The 15,206-nt window shown below is 61.0% G+C and carries 17 protein-coding genes, 1 pseudogene and 1 riboswitch; of the genes and pseudogenes, 7 read left to right on the forward strand and 11 right to left on the reverse strand.

Annotated features, from left to right (window positions below; translation table 11 throughout):
* Positions 1 to 90 precede the first annotated feature (90 nt).
* Positions 91 to 780: a hypothetical protein gene (locus OKW20_RS17640; protein WP_429174566.1), complete on the reverse strand. Its 690-nt coding sequence runs from the start codon at positions 778 to 780 to the stop codon at positions 91 to 93.
* On the opposite strand from OKW20_RS17640, the gene OKW20_RS17645 reads away from it, so the two are divergent.
* Positions 698 to 877 carry a hypothetical protein gene (locus OKW20_RS17645; protein WP_429173858.1) on the forward strand — a complete coding sequence of 60 codons (180 nt, stop codon included), beginning with the start codon at positions 698 to 700 and terminating at the stop codon, positions 875 to 877. The genes OKW20_RS17640 and OKW20_RS17645 overlap by 83 nt on opposite strands.
* Here OKW20_RS17645 and OKW20_RS17650 read toward each other — a convergent pair.
* A complete protein-coding gene (locus tag OKW20_RS17650; protein WP_429173860.1) occupies positions 863 to 1,723 on the reverse strand; it encodes a hypothetical protein in 861 nt (286 codons plus the stop codon). The genes OKW20_RS17645 and OKW20_RS17650 overlap by 15 nt on opposite strands.
* A 177-nt stretch (positions 1,724 to 1,900) precedes the next feature.
* Here OKW20_RS17650 and OKW20_RS17655 point away from each other — a divergent pair, with 177 nt between their 5' ends.
* Positions 1,901 to 2,155, forward strand: coding sequence for a hypothetical protein (locus OKW20_RS17655; RefSeq protein WP_429173861.1), 255 nt, complete (start codon positions 1,901 to 1,903; stop codon positions 2,153 to 2,155).
* A 153-nt stretch (positions 2,156 to 2,308) separates the two neighbouring features.
* Entirely contained in the window at positions 2,309 to 3,262 is a 954-nt protein-coding gene (locus tag OKW20_RS17660) for a hypothetical protein (protein ID WP_429173863.1), read from the forward strand.
* Between the two features lie 280 nt (positions 3,263 to 3,542).
* Here OKW20_RS17660 and OKW20_RS17665 read toward each other — a convergent pair whose 3' ends face one another.
* The 3 genes from OKW20_RS17665 to OKW20_RS17675 form a co-directional block, all read right to left on the reverse strand.
* Positions 3,543 to 3,914, reverse strand: coding sequence for a hypothetical protein (locus OKW20_RS17665; RefSeq protein ID WP_429173865.1), 372 nt, complete (start codon positions 3,912 to 3,914; stop codon positions 3,543 to 3,545).
* Positions 3,914 to 4,459, reverse strand: coding sequence for a hypothetical protein (locus OKW20_RS17670; RefSeq protein WP_429173867.1), 546 nt, complete (start codon positions 4,457 to 4,459; stop codon positions 3,914 to 3,916). The genes OKW20_RS17665 and OKW20_RS17670 overlap by 1 nt, the downstream gene beginning before the upstream one ends.
* Before the next feature lie 248 nt (positions 4,460 to 4,707).
* The gene (locus OKW20_RS17675) at positions 4,708 to 5,937 is read right to left on the reverse strand and encodes a glycosyltransferase family 4 protein (RefSeq protein WP_429173869.1); all 1,230 of its coding nucleotides are present in this window, start codon (positions 5,935 to 5,937) and stop codon (positions 4,708 to 4,710) included.
* An 809-nt stretch (positions 5,938 to 6,746) separates the two neighbouring features.
* Here OKW20_RS17675 and OKW20_RS17680 point away from each other — a divergent pair.
* A complete protein-coding gene (locus OKW20_RS17680) occupies positions 6,747 to 7,100 on the forward strand; it encodes a hypothetical protein (protein WP_043624570.1) in 354 nt (117 codons plus the stop codon).
* Between the two features lie 188 nt (positions 7,101 to 7,288).
* Positions 7,289 to 8,305 (forward strand): glycoside hydrolase family 26 protein, encoded by a 1,017-nt coding sequence (locus OKW20_RS17685; RefSeq protein ID WP_429173872.1) that lies wholly within the window; start codon positions 7,289 to 7,291, stop codon positions 8,303 to 8,305.
* A 158-nt stretch (positions 8,306 to 8,463) separates the two neighbouring features.
* Here OKW20_RS17685 and OKW20_RS17690 read toward each other — a convergent pair whose 3' ends face one another.
* The 3 genes from OKW20_RS17690 to OKW20_RS17700 form a co-directional block, all read right to left on the reverse strand.
* Positions 8,464 to 8,703: a DUF982 domain-containing protein gene (locus tag OKW20_RS17690; protein WP_034791960.1), complete on the reverse strand. Its 240-nt coding sequence runs from the start codon at positions 8,701 to 8,703 to the stop codon at positions 8,464 to 8,466.
* A 277-nt stretch (positions 8,704 to 8,980) separates the two neighbouring features.
* The gene (locus tag OKW20_RS17695; RefSeq protein WP_429173874.1) at positions 8,981 to 9,691 is read right to left on the reverse strand and encodes a GntR family transcriptional regulator; all 711 of its coding nucleotides are present in this window, start codon (positions 9,689 to 9,691) and stop codon (positions 8,981 to 8,983) included.
* Between the two features lie 113 nt (positions 9,692 to 9,804).
* Complete coding sequence (locus OKW20_RS17700) at positions 9,805 to 10,599, reverse strand: DUF1194 domain-containing protein (protein ID WP_192446857.1); 795 nt, start codon at positions 10,597 to 10,599, stop codon at positions 9,805 to 9,807.
* A gap of 147 nt (positions 10,600 to 10,746) precedes the next feature.
* On the opposite strand from OKW20_RS17700, the pseudogene OKW20_RS17705 reads away from it, so the two are divergent.
* Positions 10,747 to 12,090 (forward strand): annotated as a pseudogene (locus tag OKW20_RS17705) (glucoamylase family protein).
* A 20-nt stretch (positions 12,091 to 12,110) separates the two neighbouring features.
* A complete protein-coding gene (locus OKW20_RS17710) occupies positions 12,111 to 12,965 on the forward strand; it encodes a ferric iron reductase (protein ID WP_429173875.1) in 855 nt (284 codons plus the stop codon).
* A 41-nt stretch (positions 12,966 to 13,006) separates the two neighbouring features.
* Here OKW20_RS17710 and OKW20_RS17715 read toward each other — a convergent pair whose 3' ends face one another.
* The 3 genes from OKW20_RS17715 to OKW20_RS17725 form a co-directional block, all read right to left on the reverse strand.
* Positions 13,007 to 13,801: a CbtA family protein gene (locus OKW20_RS17715; RefSeq protein ID WP_429173876.1), complete on the reverse strand. Its 795-nt coding sequence runs from the start codon at positions 13,799 to 13,801 to the stop codon at positions 13,007 to 13,009.
* A gap of 197 nt (positions 13,802 to 13,998) precedes the next feature.
* Positions 13,999 to 14,175, reverse strand: a complete 177-nt coding sequence (locus tag OKW20_RS17720; protein ID WP_034791966.1) for a CbtB domain-containing protein — start codon at positions 14,173 to 14,175, stop codon at positions 13,999 to 14,001.
* Between the two features lie 41 nt (positions 14,176 to 14,216).
* Positions 14,217 to 14,478: riboswitch (cobalamin riboswitch) on the reverse strand.
* Positions 14,477 to 15,169 carry a TetR/AcrR family transcriptional regulator gene (locus OKW20_RS17725; RefSeq protein WP_429173878.1) on the reverse strand — a complete coding sequence of 231 codons (693 nt, stop codon included), beginning with the start codon at positions 15,167 to 15,169 and terminating at the stop codon, positions 14,477 to 14,479. (Overlaps the previous riboswitch by 2 nt.)
* Positions 15,170 to 15,206 lie beyond the last annotated feature (37 nt).

A 15,206-nucleotide genomic window follows, 5' to 3' on the forward strand; every position in this document is an offset into this window, starting at 1 on the left:
GAAACCACCGGAGCAATGCGGTTCCGCCAAGGATGCGTGTCTATTACGCTATTCTTCTCTCTGTCGTCGCTTCTTGTTCCCAGTCTTCCCTCAGAACCCTATGGAACTGATAGGCGTAAGGTACGTCCTCTTCAGACGGCTCAGGGATCGTGTCATCGCCGCCGGGGGGGCGCCCGTGCGGAAATAGTCCTCAACGGCAAGAAAACCTATTCCGATCTCGTTCAGTTCGACGCTGAAAATGTGCCACGCGACTTCTCCATTCCCCTCGGGGTCGGGAGCCTCATGGTAACGGTAGTTGAGCCACGGAAAGAGCCAATCAAACACGGCACCGGGCGAGAATCCGGCCAAGTAGAAATGGACGGCCGTTTCAGGATCTTCGCCTTCGGGCGAACCGAACGAAAAACAGGCCCTTCTGTAGTTGATGATCTTGTTAATCCACTCATCGATCGTGACGAAGACTTCTTCTTCGTCAGGAACGCGCTGGATAAGCTCCCTGTCCAGCGCCATACGGTTGCGGCGGGAACTCTCGGGGTCAGTGCGGCGGAAACTCTCCAAAAGGAGTTCCTTGGAGTCGGACGTGAGAAGTTGGTACGGAGTGACTTCAAGGCTCCAGCGACCGTTTGCCTCTTCCTTTACTAAGTGACGTTCCACTCTTTCCCAAAGCGTCAATCCACTGTCTGGATTGTGAAGAACGGTTGTGAAGTTGGCGCGGAAAGAGGCAGTCTTTATCGAGCCGGTACTGGTCGCTGATGTCGAGTATCGCGCCTGGTCGGAAGACAAGAAACTGCGGCACCCGTCCTTTAAGGGGGTGAAGAAGCGCGGCGCTAAGACAGTGGTCTATGAGATTAAACGGTTATCCCGTTCACTGCCCACGTAGTCCTGAATATTGAGGGCCTGACAAAATCGTGGAGCGGTTCACCGGGACTTTTCCCATGTAGTGCTCGACAACGTTCTCAATGGCTTTGACGAACCAGGCAGGGCTTAGCGGGCTGACGACCAACTCCTCGATGAGTGTAGGCAGGTCGCAGGGAACGTTGATACCAGGTGGGTTCTTTGTGAGGTCTCCCGTCTGGGGGGCGTCCGAAGGATTGTCCTGCTTGACCGGCATCTCGCTTATATACAGCCTAAGTTCGCTCTCGTGAGAGAAGTTTACTCGCTTCCGGAACGCAGGAACCATGGCATTCCCGTCAGGGAGCATTTCCTTGAAATAGTCTACATATTCGACGCAGCCGAGATACACATCTCCATCCGCCCTGATGGCGCTTTTCAAACGTCCGACCGTAGTGCGTATGGCTATCCCTGCGTCAATCGCTGAGTAGATCTTCCAAAGCGCAGCGGACTCATGGGGGTTCAGGTGCCAGCAATTTATGTAGGAAGTCAGGGCGATCACGTTGGCGATCATCTCTAGGTTTTCGGGTGAGTAAATTCGCCTGATGTTATCGCGAAAGCCCTGGCTTTCTGCGGCGCCAGAGCGTTTGAGAAATTCGTCGCCGATGGCCTGGATGAGAGCTGGATCCGACGAGACCCGCGCGCGCGCCTGGATCTGCGCGCTCGTGTAGTGCCCTTCAAAGGGATCGTCTCGCTGCAAAAGCTTCAACTGACAGAAATACAGGCTCGACGTAGTGAGAAGCGACAGCAGCTTCTCGACAGACATGAAGCGCCAAACAATTTGGTCGTCGCTCGGCGCCCGAACGATTGCCGGGTGCTCAGTTACAATTGGCATCGGCTTCTCCCGGATCTACTTGCTCACTAAATTGCCCTGAACTAGTATCGATTTGCGCATGTGAGCATAAGGGTGACGCCTGGCGCAATCTGAAACAGTCGCCCAGCTTAGAACCCAGCGTCGGAATGGTCCGATTAGGCTGATGAGCACCTTTCCAAATAGAAGGAGAGATATGCCATGAGCAACGATGGTATGGTCACCCGTGTTGGGTTTGCAGATCCGGATTGGCGCGTGGGATTAACGTGTCACGTCGAAATTGATGTGAAGGGGGAAAAGGAACCTGCAGTCTTAAAAGAGGCGGCGCGTGTGCTTCGGGATCTAGCCGGCAAGTTAGAGGCCGACAGCCTCGAAACAGGTTTCCACAAACTTACCGCGCTCGATGGAACTGAATGGGGCGAGGTTTACCTCGATCACTACGCGGAGACAATCTAGCAATCAGACGATGGGCCCGGTTACCGCCGGGCCCTTTTTTTACATGGCGTGAGACGCGGGCGGGAAAAATATTACGAAACGAGGTTCCTACGGTCTGTCCCACAATCCGGCAAGAGGCTGATTTCGTGCGCTTAATTTGCCCCGGCATGGGGCATGAGCCCAAAAGGTTGGCGGGAGGGCATGCGGGGCGGCCTTGGCATTGACGTTCTTCTAGCAGTTGAGCAAGGTGGCGTTTCAACCGAGCGCAACCAAGGAAACATGGGACGGATGCCCACCCTCAGCAACGAAGCCGAAGAAATCCACCGGATGTGTGAGACCTTCAACCAAATACACACGGGGGGATCAACTTCGAGTGTTTTGGCTGGCCTCATTGGGGTGGACCCGGAGTCGCCCGAGTATTTTTCCTTCATTTCAGCAATTCGCCTGCGCTTCAGGCGATTTCTTGAGGTGGCGCAAAATGCGATCGCAAATGAACGTCACCGAGGCCATCTGGAGGCGGCCGTAGCGCAATTGCAATCTTTCACTGATCAGCGCTTCTGGCAGTCCCATTGGCATGAGGCGAAAAAGCATGCGTTTCAGGACAAGCACCTTCTGACGATCGACATGGCTGGTGGAAGCCTTGCCAACGTCGCTCCGGTCGTGGTCTTGAGTGATGAAGAGCGCCGAGAGCATATCCAAAATCTCAACCTGGCCTTGAGCGCAGTTGAGGGTTCCGCCGACTATGCTGCTCAATTGGTGGCCCAAGCCATTCGAACCTCGATCAAAATGATAGAGTTGTTTGATGTCTACGGCTCGGCAGCGATCGGGGAAAAACTCTTCGAAACGCATGCAATCATTAAGCAGGCCGCAACCATCGCGCCGAAGGAGCGTAAATCGTCGTATGGAAGGGCGGCGGCAATCGTCGGCGTTGTGCTTGCTGGTGTTATCGCCGCGGATGACGCTTTCTCCGCAGTAGAGAATTTCTACACGAGAGCCAAAACAGCGGTCGAGATGTTGATGCTCGCCAGCCCGCCCGCTCAGAAGCTGCTTCCGTCTCCTACTGCGGACAAAGAGGCTGATAACGATGATACACCGAGCGGTGAAGGTGATGAGCAACTGAGGCTCTAACCCAAGAATGCTTTGCGTCTCGGGATATCGGGGTTCACGCTACGAAACGTCGGATCGAGAAGCGGGGGGATGACGTGAGACGGTCCCGCGCTACCAATTAAGTCGGTGCCAGCAGGGGCGCCATTTCTGAGATTGGCCGGAGGGCATCTGCCCTCCGGCGTTTGGCTAGCCGGTCACGCGTGGTCGCAGCCCTGAGGCTGCGACGGCGGAGCTGATTGGCGTCGTTCCCGCCCGGCAATCCACAGGGATCCATGAAGGCGCGAATGGTTTTTGCCGTGCCTTAGGGGAGAAGACCGCTGAGAGCGTTTTCCTTATAAGCAAAGTTGTCCTCGACAACTGCGTATAAGTTCGTGATCACATTTAGATCAGGTGCTTTCGCTATTCTAATGTAATCTTCATTCGATCTGATTTTATATACCTCGAACTCAAATTTGTTCGCCCAAGACCATTCGTCTTCATCATGATAGTGACGATACCTAGAAGATTTAACAACATACCTCGCGCCGTTTAGAAGCGTTTCGTAGGCTCTATCGACTTCCGTCCACGGATCTGTATCGTAGGAACTGGATAAATCCCAGGATGCTTCCTGCTTCGACGTGAGCTCAATTAGCTTTGTAATTGCTCTCACCCAGTCATTCGTGTTGTAGGCCATTATTTCGCCTCCTGCTCTTTCAGGTACGCCGTTATTTCTTCAGAGATCTCGTTGATAGTTCTGAATAAGTCCCAGTAAACCGTTGCATCGTTGGCAAAGGAAGCCTTTCTACCGGGGTCGTTGAGCCACTCGATGAGGCTCGCCCTTTCTTTTTTTGCACGCTCTATCAGCGAATGCATTCTATGTCCCGGGATTCGCTCTATCTCTCCAAGGGAAACGGGTATTTGTGAAATAAACCGTTCGGGCCTTAACTCCAACGCGCTTTTACTGGCAGTCTTGGCCATTGCCGTCGTAATCGCCGTCAAACTACTTTTTATTTCTGGAAACCTAGTTCTTGCGAAATACTTTCTAGATAGCGACCCGACCTCGTATGCGGCATACGCTGAAAAAAGCACTCCCAAGTAACTCAAGAGTGTCCCGATGACGGACCACACATCTGTTTTCGTCATCTGATTGCCGCCCGGGAAAATCGGCAACTCCCACCACAATGCACCTATGGTGATAGCTAAGGGGATTAGTACCCCGCCAAATACTACCTTCTTCACCGTTCCTCTCCAAACCTGAACCGATTTGTCAGCGATAAAACCAGTAGTTTAAGAAAGGCAGAAGAAACCGCTCCGTTCAGTTGAACTTTCTAGGGCCTTGAACGAATTTTTGTATCGGATTTGATGGTCCTCCGCGACCATTTGATAAGTTCGCCAAAATCCGAGAACAATCATTGAACTGCGTTGGCTAACCTTTCCGGTAACCAATTGATTCTGCTCGACCTTCGTGGGCCCTCCAGGCCCACCACTCAAAAAATCCAGCTTGCCATGTACATCCAGCTTGCCAGTTCGCCCGAAACGGGCAAGCTCGGCTGCTTGATCGCGGCTTTGCGGGTGGGGGAGTGTTCCAGTGCCGACAGCGCCATGGCGTCCCATTGGGTAAGGATATGATCGGCGTCGTAGCGCCTGACATTGGCTTCGGCGTTGGCGGAAAGGCGGGCGCGGAGGGGCTCGTCGGCCATCAGGTTGGAGAGGGCGGTCGCCAGGGCGTCGATGTTGCCGTTTTCGACGAGGATGCCGTCTTCGCCTTGGGCGATCATGTCGGTCGGGCCCCAATTGCAGGCGAAGGAAACGACGGGGAGGCCTGCGGCCATGGCTTCGAGCAGGGCGATGCCCCAGCCTTCGTAGCGGGACGACAGGACGAAGAGATCGGCGGTTTCGACCCAGAGGCCGGGTTTCGGCGTGACGCCCGGCATTTCCACTCGCTCAGCAAGGCCAAGCGCGTCGCGCTGGGCCTCCAGCGCTTTTCTCGCTTCGCCTTCGCCCCAGATGACGAGCTTCCATTCGGGGTGGTCGGCGGCCACCTTGGCGAAGGCCTCGAGCAGCAGATCGAAGCCTTTTTGCTCTGTCAGCCGGCCGACGGCGGTGAGCACATTGTTGCCGCGCTTCTTTTGCCAGCCCGTGGGCAGGTTGATGGCATTGGCGATCACCCGCCCGTGGCGGCGAACATCCGGCGGGAAATAGTCGAGGGCCCCCTTGGTCATGGTCACCAGCGCAAAGGCGCGCGGGTAGAGGCGAAGCTGCAGCCATTTCCAGAAGGGGCCGAAGGGCTGCACGGCCGGGTTGTTACGCTCGGACACGATCACCGGAAGCCTGAGGCCCCGTGTTGCAAGAAGCGTCAACACGTTCGTGCGCGTCAGGAAGCTCAGGACGAAGTCGGGACGAGTGCGGCTGATGGTCGAGCGCAGCCGGGAGAGCCTTCGTGCCACCAGCCAGGCGGCGCGCAGCTTGCCGGCCTTCTGGGCCGGCACGTCGAGCCGCTCGATGGCGACGCGTGGATCGAGCCGGTAATAGGGGGCGGAGGTTGGCGCTTCGAGCGTGATCACCGTGACAGCGCAGCCGAGGCGGGCCCAGTGGCTGGCAACGAGGCTGACGACGTGCTCGGTGCCGCCAGCGCCGAGTGCGGAAACGATGATGGTTATGCGCGCGCCAGCGATGCCGGCGGCTCCGACGATGTCGGTACCCGTGCCCTGATGCAATTTGGATTGCCCCTCGCTCTCCCCTTTTTATTATTAACAACTCCTTAAATTCGCGCAATGGGACTTTCGCAGTGTGGTAAACACGCAGGCGCGAAGCGATCGCGGCTTCCTGGCCGTCGGGGTCAGGGGGCGGACCTTGAAAAGTTCTCAACCCGTGGGACGATTGCGGGCGCCGAGCGTCTGCGGCGCGCGCAGGAGAAGGGGGAGGTCTCGGGCAATGCCGGTCGGCGATGCGCTTGGGGCGGAGGGCCACAAAAAAATGCCCGCGGGAGGCGGGCAGTTTTGGAGTGGGCGCATACGCTCAAACATGTTGCGCCTCGCTCCAAGGTGGCCATCAGAGGTCAAGGATCTGTAAATGCGCGATAGCTAAAAATGGGAGTGAGGGAAATCCTTCGTTCCGGCGCGCCGGCCGTGCTGCGGATTTCGGTGACGAGCCGGCGGCGAGTCGATTTTTTTTGTCAGGGGGTATCAGCCGTGGCGTCAGCCGGAGATTGCCACCGGGCGTGGTGGTGCGGAAGCGGCGGAGACGGATCGCCGTTCGCCGATGGCGCGATGCGGCCGCCTCGGCAAGCCTTTGCTTTTCCGAAATTGTTTCGCTGATAGCCCACGCCGATGCTGTGCGCTTGTTGTCCGTGAGGCACCGACGTCCGTCAGCGCATGGCGAAAGTGGCCGGCACAACCATGGCGGAAAACGCCGCGAAAGGAATTTTTAATTTAAGCAATGAATAATGAAGGAGGGGGTTGAAGATCGCCGCCGTTTCGCCCTATGGAAGCCCCGGGCGGCTGGACCGCTATTCGAAAGGACGTTTATGCGAATCAAATCCGCATGTGCCGGCGCAAGCCGCACCGCCGTTTCGGGTTTCAAGTTTCTCGTACCGACAACATCAGTTCTCAGCCTCCTGCTTCTGTCCGCCGGCTGCTCGTCGACGGTCATCAGCGAAACGCCGCTGTTTGCTTCGGGCCATTCGAGCGCCTATGCCAGCCCGGCGATCAAGGTTCGCAAGGAAGCGAAGGATCTGAAAGTCGCCGAGGCGGACGAGGATATCGTCGAGCCGGCGCCGACGCGCAGACGCACGACCGCCTATCTCGGCCGCGCGCCCTATATCTGCTCGCCGAGCGGCTTCGGGCGCACGTCGCACTGCTTCCTGAGAGCATCGCTCTAACGGCCTTTCGCGTTCGGCAAGCCGGGCGCAACCGATCATGGACACTGCGGCGGTCGACAGCCGTAGCGGCCGGCCTTTTCGCCATCCGGGCATGATGCCCACGGCCTCGCGGTCGCACAGGTTTCCAGCGCGCAGCAAGCCATGTCTGATTTCATGCGGTGCGACATGTGGCCCGCCGGAGAATATCGTTGCCTATTGCATTACCAAGATCGGTCCTCGGCGCTGGCGCGCTGGTGCTTCTGGCGGTTGCCGGAGCGACGCCGGCCTGCGCGCAGGATGCCATCGACGGTATCGACCGAACGATGACGACCGCCGCCATCACGCCTGAGGCAAGAGGTCGGGAAGCGCGCACGGTGGAAATCGGTGTCTACGATCCGCATGACGCGGTCGCAGACAGCGACGCGCTGACGCTCGAGCATGTCTTCGTCTACTGGCAGAAACCGGATCGGGCGCAGCTGAAGCGAAAATTCGCGAACGCGGCACGACAGGGTCGGGCGCTGATGCTGTCGGTCGAGCCCTATACCCACGCCGCCGACTGGCGCGCCGGTGGCAACCGGCTGTTTGCCGATATCGGCAAGGGCCGCTTCGATCGCGAGATCACCGACATTTGCACGCGCGCCGCCGATTTCGGCGGACAGGTCTACATTCGCTGGGGCCATGAGATGGAAGAGCCCGGCGAGCGCTATCCCTGGGCGCGCCGCGACAGCGAAGGCTACAAGGCGGCGTTCCGCTATTTCGTGCGCAAGTGCCGGGAACTGGCGCCGGCTGCACGCTATGTCTGGTCGCCGAAGGGCCATCGCAATCTCGCGGCCTACTATCCGGGCGACGATGTCGTCGATGCGATCGGCATCCCGGTCTGGGGCCTGCAGAAAATGGATGTCGATTACTGGGGGCGCGAACGGCGTTTCGTCGAAGCGCTCAAGGAAAAGTACCAGCGCGTTTCGCGTTACGGCAAGCCCGTGATCGTCGCCGAACTCGGGGTCTCCGGCTCGGCCGACTACAGGCGCGCATGGTATGCCGAAATCCTGGATCAGCAGACCTACCGCCAGGCCTTCCCGCTTCTGACAACCGTCGTCTTCTTCAACGACAAGGAGCCGTACAAGTGGCCGCTCGGTTACGGCGCGCCGGACTGGCGGCTCGACAAGGCGGCGCTCAAGGCGCTTGCCGACCGCGGACCGAAAGAAGCGGCCGAGCTCGCAGACTGATCGCCGCGCGCGACTTTAAATCTTGCTGATTGCAGCAGAGGCGTCTTCGGTCGGGGCGACGCGCCGATCGTCCTTCGGCGCATCGTGAAAGCTTCAAACTCCGCGCCCTTGATTGTGCCGGACCACGCTTGTGGTTCCGGAACATCCTGGTCGCCGGATCAGGCCAGCAACAGGCCCGATTCCCGGGCGGCGGCAGCAAAGCAGCGGCTCGCCCGGTCCGTACTCGTCAATCCATCCAGCGCATCCAGGCAACGCCTCAGGGCTGCGCGATATTCCCGTCCACGACGGCCCGGCCATTGCCGGAGCAGTTCCACGGCCTCGAACACCGTTCTGACCACAGTCTGCCGTCTTGCCGATAGTTTCAGGGGGATGGGAGTGGGAAAGAGTTTCTCGCTCATTGCATTCCTCGTTCACAGTCTTTTCGAGCGAGAGGGCAACGCAAGAGCGACGGGATGGTTCCACGTTGCCGGTCGATTTTTGTCCGTGCTGACGGCAGCCGACTTCTCTTCGGCTTTGCGAGCGGGATCTTTTCGTGGGCGCATCTTCGTCGATGGCGAACGAAGGGACGTGCGGCAGGGACGCGCCGTGGAGTTCGGACCGGTGTTGAAAGGTTTCGAAGATCCAGGCCGGGGCAGGTTGTGGCCGCCTACCGAGAACACTGAGGCGCAAGCGGGATCAGAGTTCCAGCGCAGCCTTAAGGTCGGTCGATTTCAGAACACGCAGGTCGAGGTCGGCTTCGATATGGTCGATGTGGTGGACCATCAGCCGTGCGGCTGCGTCGATGTCGCCGCGCTCGATGGCGTTGACGATTTCGTCGTGTTCGCTGTGGCCGCAGCTCGAAACGGTCGATTGTCCGTAGAGTGCAATGACCAGCGAGGAGCGGGCGACGAGTTCGTCCATGAAGCGGCGCAGGATCGCGTTACCGGAGAGGTCGGCAAGCGCCAGGTGGAAATCGCCCGATGCCTTGATCTCCGCACGACGGGCCGATTGGCCGCGCTGTTCGGTCAGTTGCCGCTCGGCTGCCAGCATGCGTCTGAGTTCTGACACCTCCGCCTTGCCGATCCGGGCGGCGGCGGCGCGCACGACACCGGGCTCGATCAGCCGGCGGGTCGCAAAGATCTGGCGCGCCTCGTCGATGGACGGGTGGGCGACGAAAGCACCGCGGTTCTTCTCGACGTTGACGAGTCCTTCATAGGACAAAGCCTGCAGAGCGGCGCGCACCAGTGTGCGGCTGACATTGAAGAGTTCGCCGACGTCGCTTTCCGAAAGCTTGGTGCCAGGCGCAAGCCGCCGCTCGACGATCGCATCGCGCAACGTATCGCGGATATGCTGACTGCCGATGTCGGTGGCCAGTTCGGCCTGATGGGGCGTGGTGGTCAAGGACATGAATCGATCCGCGAAGCAACGCGCTATCTTATCGTCGGACGAGGCGAAGGGAAACGACAATCTGACGCGCAAAGGTTGCGTGGGATTGCGCATGATCCTCAGGTCGGGCGAGGCTACTTGTCGAGTTCCGGATAGACCCGGTCGAGGAAGCCGGGCCGCAGTTTCTCGCCGACCAGGCAGTCGGGGGCCGGGAAGGCATCGACATAGCGTATCGTCGGCGGCGGTTGCAGACCGCTGACTTCGAGCACCAGTTTCTGGCGGATCGCGATGGAGAAATCTTCGGGCTCGTGCACCGGCAGCACGAAGGAGCCGGGGCCGCCGATGACACATTCGGCATAATACTGGTCGAGCGGGCCGGTGGAAACCGACGGGCGGATGAGGATCGCGAGCCCGTTGATGGTGATGCCGCGCGCGATCGCGGTCTCGCGGGCCGGAAGCACCGGCGGGCCGATGTTGTTGGGCCCGTCGCCGGAGATGTCGATGACCCGCCGCACGCCGCTGTACGCGTTGGAATCGATCAGTGCGGTGCCGTAGGTAATGGCGTTGGAGATCGAGGTGCCGCGCCGCGTGCCGACCGGGCGCTGCTCGATCAGCTTGGCGAAGGCATCCGCGTCGGCGGCGGTGTCGATCACCCGCCAGGCGACGACGGAGGATTCGTTCACCGTTCCAGCCCATTCGAAATAACCGATCGCGATGCGGCCGAGCTGACCGCTTTCGACGGCATCGAGAAAGTCGCGGTGCCGCAACGCCTCGACATAGCCGGCCCGCTGGATGCGGGCCTCGTCGAGATCCATCGAGCCGGACATGTCGACCGCCAGGATCAGTTCGACGTCGACATTCGTCGCCTCGGCGGTCGATGGGCTCGGGCCACCACTCAATGAAAGGAGTAACGCCAACACGCTCAACATCGCTTCAACCAGTCATTGCGCGCGGTCAGATTAGAAGACTGTAACACAAGATTGGATTTCGGCGACCGTTTGGGTGTAGTTGGCCTTCACTAAAGAGTGATTTTGCCGGGTCATGCATGAGCCCGGATGCCGACCGGGAAAGGCGGGATGCAGCAGCGAAGCGAAAATACCGAGCGATTTCAGATCGATCGATTGCAGCAGGCAGCGTTCGGCTATTTCCTCGAACAATCCGATCCGGTCACCGGGCTGATCGCCGACACCGCGTTGCCGGGCGCGCCGGCGAGTATCGCCGCGACCGGCTTCGGCCTTTCCTGCTACCCGATCGGCGTCGAGCGCGGCTGGCTTTCGCGCGGCGATGCGGCGCGGCGCGTGGTGGCGACCCTGCGCTTCCTTGCCCAAAGCCCGCAGTCCCGCCACCGGCAGGCGACCGGCTATCGCGGCTTCTACTACCACTTCCTCGACATGCGGACCGGCGAGCGCGCCTGGCAGAGCTAGCTTTCAACGGTCGATACGGCGCTGTTGATCGCCGGCGTCCTGACCGCTTCCGCCTATTTCTGTCGGAACGACGCGGTCGAAGGCGAGATCCGTGCGCTTGCTGACCGGCTCTATGCTCGGGTCGATTGGCGCTGGGCGCTCAATCGCGGCGATACGCTGACGATGGGCTGGCGGCCGCCGGGGCGGTTTTTGAAACATCGCTGGCGGGGCTATAGCGAAGCGTTGCTGCTCTATATGCTGGCACTCGGCGCGCCCGAGCATGCGATCGAACCGGAGCATTATGCGGCCTATGCCGAGGGCCATGACTGGATCCCCGTCGAGGGCCGGCCGCACCTGCATGCGGCGCCGCTCTTCATCCATCTCTTCCCGCAGGCCTGGCTCGATCTGCGTGGGCTGGCCGACCGGCCGATGCGGGAGCGGGGAACGGACTATTTCGAAAATACCCGGCGCGCCATCCAGTTGCAGCGGGACCATGCGCGCTCCAATCCCGGACGCTTTGCCGGATATGGTGAACACCTGTGGGGCCTCAGCGCCTGCCATGCGCCGCGCGGCCGGCTGCGGCTTCGCGATGGGCGCCAGCAGCGGCTTTTCGGCTATGTGAACCGCGGCGCGCCCTACGGCCCTGATGACGGCACGCTCGTGCCCTGGGCGCCGCTTGCCTGCCTGCCGTTCGAGCCTGAGGCGGCGCAGGCCTCCCTCGTGCATATGGCGAAGAGTTATCCGGGGCTTCTGAACGAGGGGCGCTTTCCCGGCGGCTTCAACCCAAGCCTCGGTGGCGGCGGGCCGGAGGGCTGGATCGATGCGCGGGTCGTCGGTCTTGACCAGGGCCTCGTTGTCATGATGATCGAGAACTGGCGAAGCGGCCTTGTCTGGACGCTGATGCGCGGCATACCGGCGATCCGCCTTGGTCTTCAACGAGCGGGCTTCGACGGTGGCTGGCTGCGGCAGGGGGAGGGTGCGCGTGGCAATCCGCCCGCATCCAGCGCCAAGGGATGAGAATGGGCGAAGGAGACGGCATGCGCTTGAACGACCACCGGCCGACAGCGGCGATCGCGGACGCATTTGCGCCGCAGGCGCTGGCCGTCGCCGACCGTCTGCGTGCCCAGTTTCCGGAGGCTGCCGTCTCGTTCGGGCCGGCGGCCAGCGAATTCAGCGCGCCGGGCGACTTCTGGGCTGCGGGCAGCGCTGGCCTTGAGGCGGGGCTCGCCTATCAGGATTTCTTCGGGGTCGGCATGACCGACCGGATCCGCGCGGCGCATCTGATCGCCTTCTATAGCCGTCAGCTGAGCGTGGTCCTCGGCGCGTTCCATCTCGGCGCCGGGCTGCAGCCGGAGGTCGCCGGCATTCGTTTCGAGGATTGGGCGCGGCTTCACCGTGGTGCCGAAGTCACGGGCAAACGCTATCATTTTCGCTTCCAGCCGCCGGCGATGGGGCGCAAGGGTGGAGAGGAGGGCGTCAGCGCTTTTGAACAGGGCTTCGTCGCTCATCTGGCACCCGTCATTGCAGTCCTGAAGGCACGGACAGGCCTCTCGAGCGGGGCGCAGTGGCGGCTCGCGGCGGATGCCCTGGCCGGCGCGTTCCTCGAAATCGGCCGCGCGATCGGGGATGAGGCGCGCGGCATGGCCGAGGCGCTGGCGATCGTCAAGCGGCCCGGCTCGCGGCTCTATTCTGATGAGCTTTGCTATGAGCAGATTGCGGCTGTCGATCCGGCAAGTGGTGAACACATTTCACGCCAGTATCGGATCCGCTGCGGCTGCTGTCTCTATTTCAAGACGGAGGGCGGAAGCTTCTGCGACACCTGCGTCCTGCTGGAGCCGGAAGATCGCCGTGCGCGGCTGGCGGCGCATCTCATGCAAAACGGCGGGGCCTGAACCCCGCCGTCGCCTTGCTGACGATCCGTGATCGGCGACCACTATGCCTTGACGAAGCGCTCGTTGATGAAGCCGGAGACGACGCCGAGCACGATCCAGAAGGCGAGCGTAGTGGCGAGTGCGGCCACCGCAAACTCTGCGCCGAGCACGGCCGGAACGTTGCTGGTGATGTCGAGCGGCTGCGGCGCACCGTAGACATGGGGCGCTGCGATCAGCACGAGGCCCGCGACCTTGGAGACGATCTCCTCGCGCAGGACGACGAGATAAAGGCCGACGGCCGAAAGCGCGACCGTTGCCAGCCACCAGGTCTGGCGGTCACCCAGTTCGGCGGCCGGAAAGCCAGGCAGTTCCGGCGGCAGGCCGATCGCCGGCAGCATGTGCACGGCAAGCCAGCCGCAGGCGCCCCAGAGCGCGCCGTTCCTGAGCGTGATCGGATAGCCGATCACCAGGCTGACGCCGGCGAGCAGCAGGCCGAAGCCGGAACCGGTGACGAGGTTCGCGATCAGCGTGCCGGAGAAGCGGCTCATGCCGAACATGATGCCGCCTTCCTCGTGCTCGCCCTCATGGGCATAGGCGGGTGTGATCGGCGACAATGCGTCGAGCAAGGCGCTAAGCGGCGACACGGCCTTGAGCGACGAATGCTGGTCGTGGTTTTCCGCGGCAGGCTGTGCCGCACCCGGCTGGGCGGCGGGCTGTTCGGTGGGGGCCGGAGCCTCGCCTTCGAATTCCTCTGCATGCAGGATCAGCGGCGTGACGCGCAATTCCTGGGCGCCGGTCATGAAGACACCGGCAATCAATCCAGCCACGATCGCGGCCAGAAGCGTTCTGACAATCATCTTGAAATCCCTCGATAACGACAAAAGCCACGCGCTGCGGCGTGGTCCTTGAGCCTTCCCATTTTGCCTGTGCTGCGGATGGCGTTCGCACGCCGGAAAAACCGGGATGCACACAAGCCGACATCCGGCTCGGGCCGGATGTGTTCAGGTCCGCAGATTGTTCGATGCGGAACGTTGTTGACGTTCCGAGGCATCGGTCAGTGGCAGGGGAAGCCGTAGGAGTGGCGGGTGTCGTGCGCCGTGTCGTGCAGCACGGCCGAGTTGGCAAGGCCGGCGCCGAAGACGAGGAATGCGCCGATGAAGAGCGCGATGACGCCAGCGGTCAGACGATCGCTGAGGGAGAGCGGGGTGCTCGAAATGGTAGACGTAGCCATGACAACCTCCGTGATGGCATCGGGAAATTCCCGGTTGGGCCCTATGCCCGCATCGAGTGGCAGGTTTCCTGGCTCACGGCGTTGGGCTCGATGCCCTCGGTCTGCCTCGCCTTCCCAGTTCGGCCGCCCTCTCGCGGCCTTTCCAGTGGCTTCTTCCGGATCGCTCCGGAATGGCAGATCGACGTCGCTCTACAGTCGCGGGGTCGGCCGTGATTTGAATGCCCAGAGTGGGTCCATCCGTCACGTTCCCGTTTACTCCCGAAACGCGTTCGCGTCCCGGGAACCAATCGATCCCAGATGATTAGGATTCTGTCATGGAGTTGTCAATTGAGCCTGCGCCGCCGCGCGGTCCATCCGCGACAAAATCCTTGATGGTCATGCGCTTGTAGGCCTCGACGATCTGGTCGCCCTCGGCCCGATCGACCGAGACCGCAAGCCGCATGGTGCAGTCGCCGAGATGCATGATCAGGAAGGCGGCGCTGTCGATTTCCTCGCGCGGCGTCGCCGGCACAAGCCGGGCCCAGACATCGGCCAGCAGCTTTCCGCCGGCGCGGCTTTGCGCAAGGTCGATTTCGCGCAGCGCCTTGTCGGCCTGCATCGCCGACCAGATGTCGCGCATGACCGGCTCGGCGAGGAACATCTCGTAATAGATGTCAAACAAAAGCGAGAAGGCGTCGCGCAACTCGGCGATCGAGGTCACCTTGGCCAGTTCGGCCGCGATGCACTCGTTGCAGACCGCATTGTAGCGCTCGGCGAGCGTGCGCACGATTGCCGCCTTGTCGGGGAAGTACTGGTATAGCGAGCCGATCGAAATCCCAGCCTTTTCAGCGACTTCGCTCATGCGCATGGCGTCGCTGCCCTTTTCCTGGATGAGCGCCGTCGCGCAGGCAAGGATCTGCTCGACGCGCTCGCGACTGCGCTTCTGGCTCGGTGTCCGGCGCAGCGCAGGCTCGTCGTCGGCGGGAAGCGTGGCGGGGCTTGCATCTGAAATCATGAGTAATGCTCACATTTTGACTTGACTCCTAAAATAC

This window comes from Ensifer sp. LBL, from assembly GCF_050435225.1.
Lineage (GTDB): Bacteria > Pseudomonadota > Alphaproteobacteria > Rhizobiales > Rhizobiaceae > Ensifer.

Coding starts and splice junctions, on each gene's coding strand:
- OKW20_RS17650 (WP_429173860.1), bottom strand. CDS start 1,723: ATGCCAATTGTAACTGAGCACCCGGCAATCGTTCGGGCGCCGAGCGAC.
- OKW20_RS17655 (WP_429173861.1), top strand. CDS start 1,901: ATGAGCAACGATGGTATGGTCACCCGTGTTGGGTTTGCAGATCCGGAT.
- OKW20_RS17660 (WP_429173863.1), top strand. CDS start 2,309: ATGAGCCCAAAAGGTTGGCGGGAGGGCATGCGGGGCGGCCTTGGCATT.
- OKW20_RS17665 (WP_429173865.1), bottom strand. CDS start 3,914: ATGGCCTACAACACGAATGACTGGGTGAGAGCAATTACAAAGCTAATT.
- OKW20_RS17680 (WP_043624570.1), top strand. CDS start 6,747: ATGCGAATCAAATCCGCATGTGCCGGCGCAAGCCGCACCGCCGTTTCG.
- OKW20_RS17690 (WP_034791960.1), bottom strand. CDS start 8,703: ATGAGCGAGAAACTCTTTCCCACTCCCATCCCCCTGAAACTATCGGCA.
- OKW20_RS17695 (WP_429173874.1), bottom strand. CDS start 9,691: ATGTCCTTGACCACCACGCCCCATCAGGCCGAACTGGCCACCGACATC.
- OKW20_RS17700 (WP_192446857.1), bottom strand. CDS start 10,599: ATGTTGAGCGTGTTGGCGTTACTCCTTTCATTGAGTGGTGGCCCGAGC.
- OKW20_RS17710 (WP_429173875.1), top strand. CDS start 12,111: ATGCGCTTGAACGACCACCGGCCGACAGCGGCGATCGCGGACGCATTT.
- OKW20_RS17715 (WP_429173876.1), bottom strand. CDS start 13,801: ATGATTGTCAGAACGCTTCTGGCCGCGATCGTGGCTGGATTGATTGCC.
- OKW20_RS17720 (WP_034791966.1), bottom strand. CDS start 14,175: ATGGCTACGTCTACCATTTCGAGCACCCCGCTCTCCCTCAGCGATCGT.
- OKW20_RS17725 (WP_429173878.1), bottom strand. CDS start 15,169: ATGATTTCAGATGCAAGCCCCGCCACGCTTCCCGCCGACGACGAGCCT.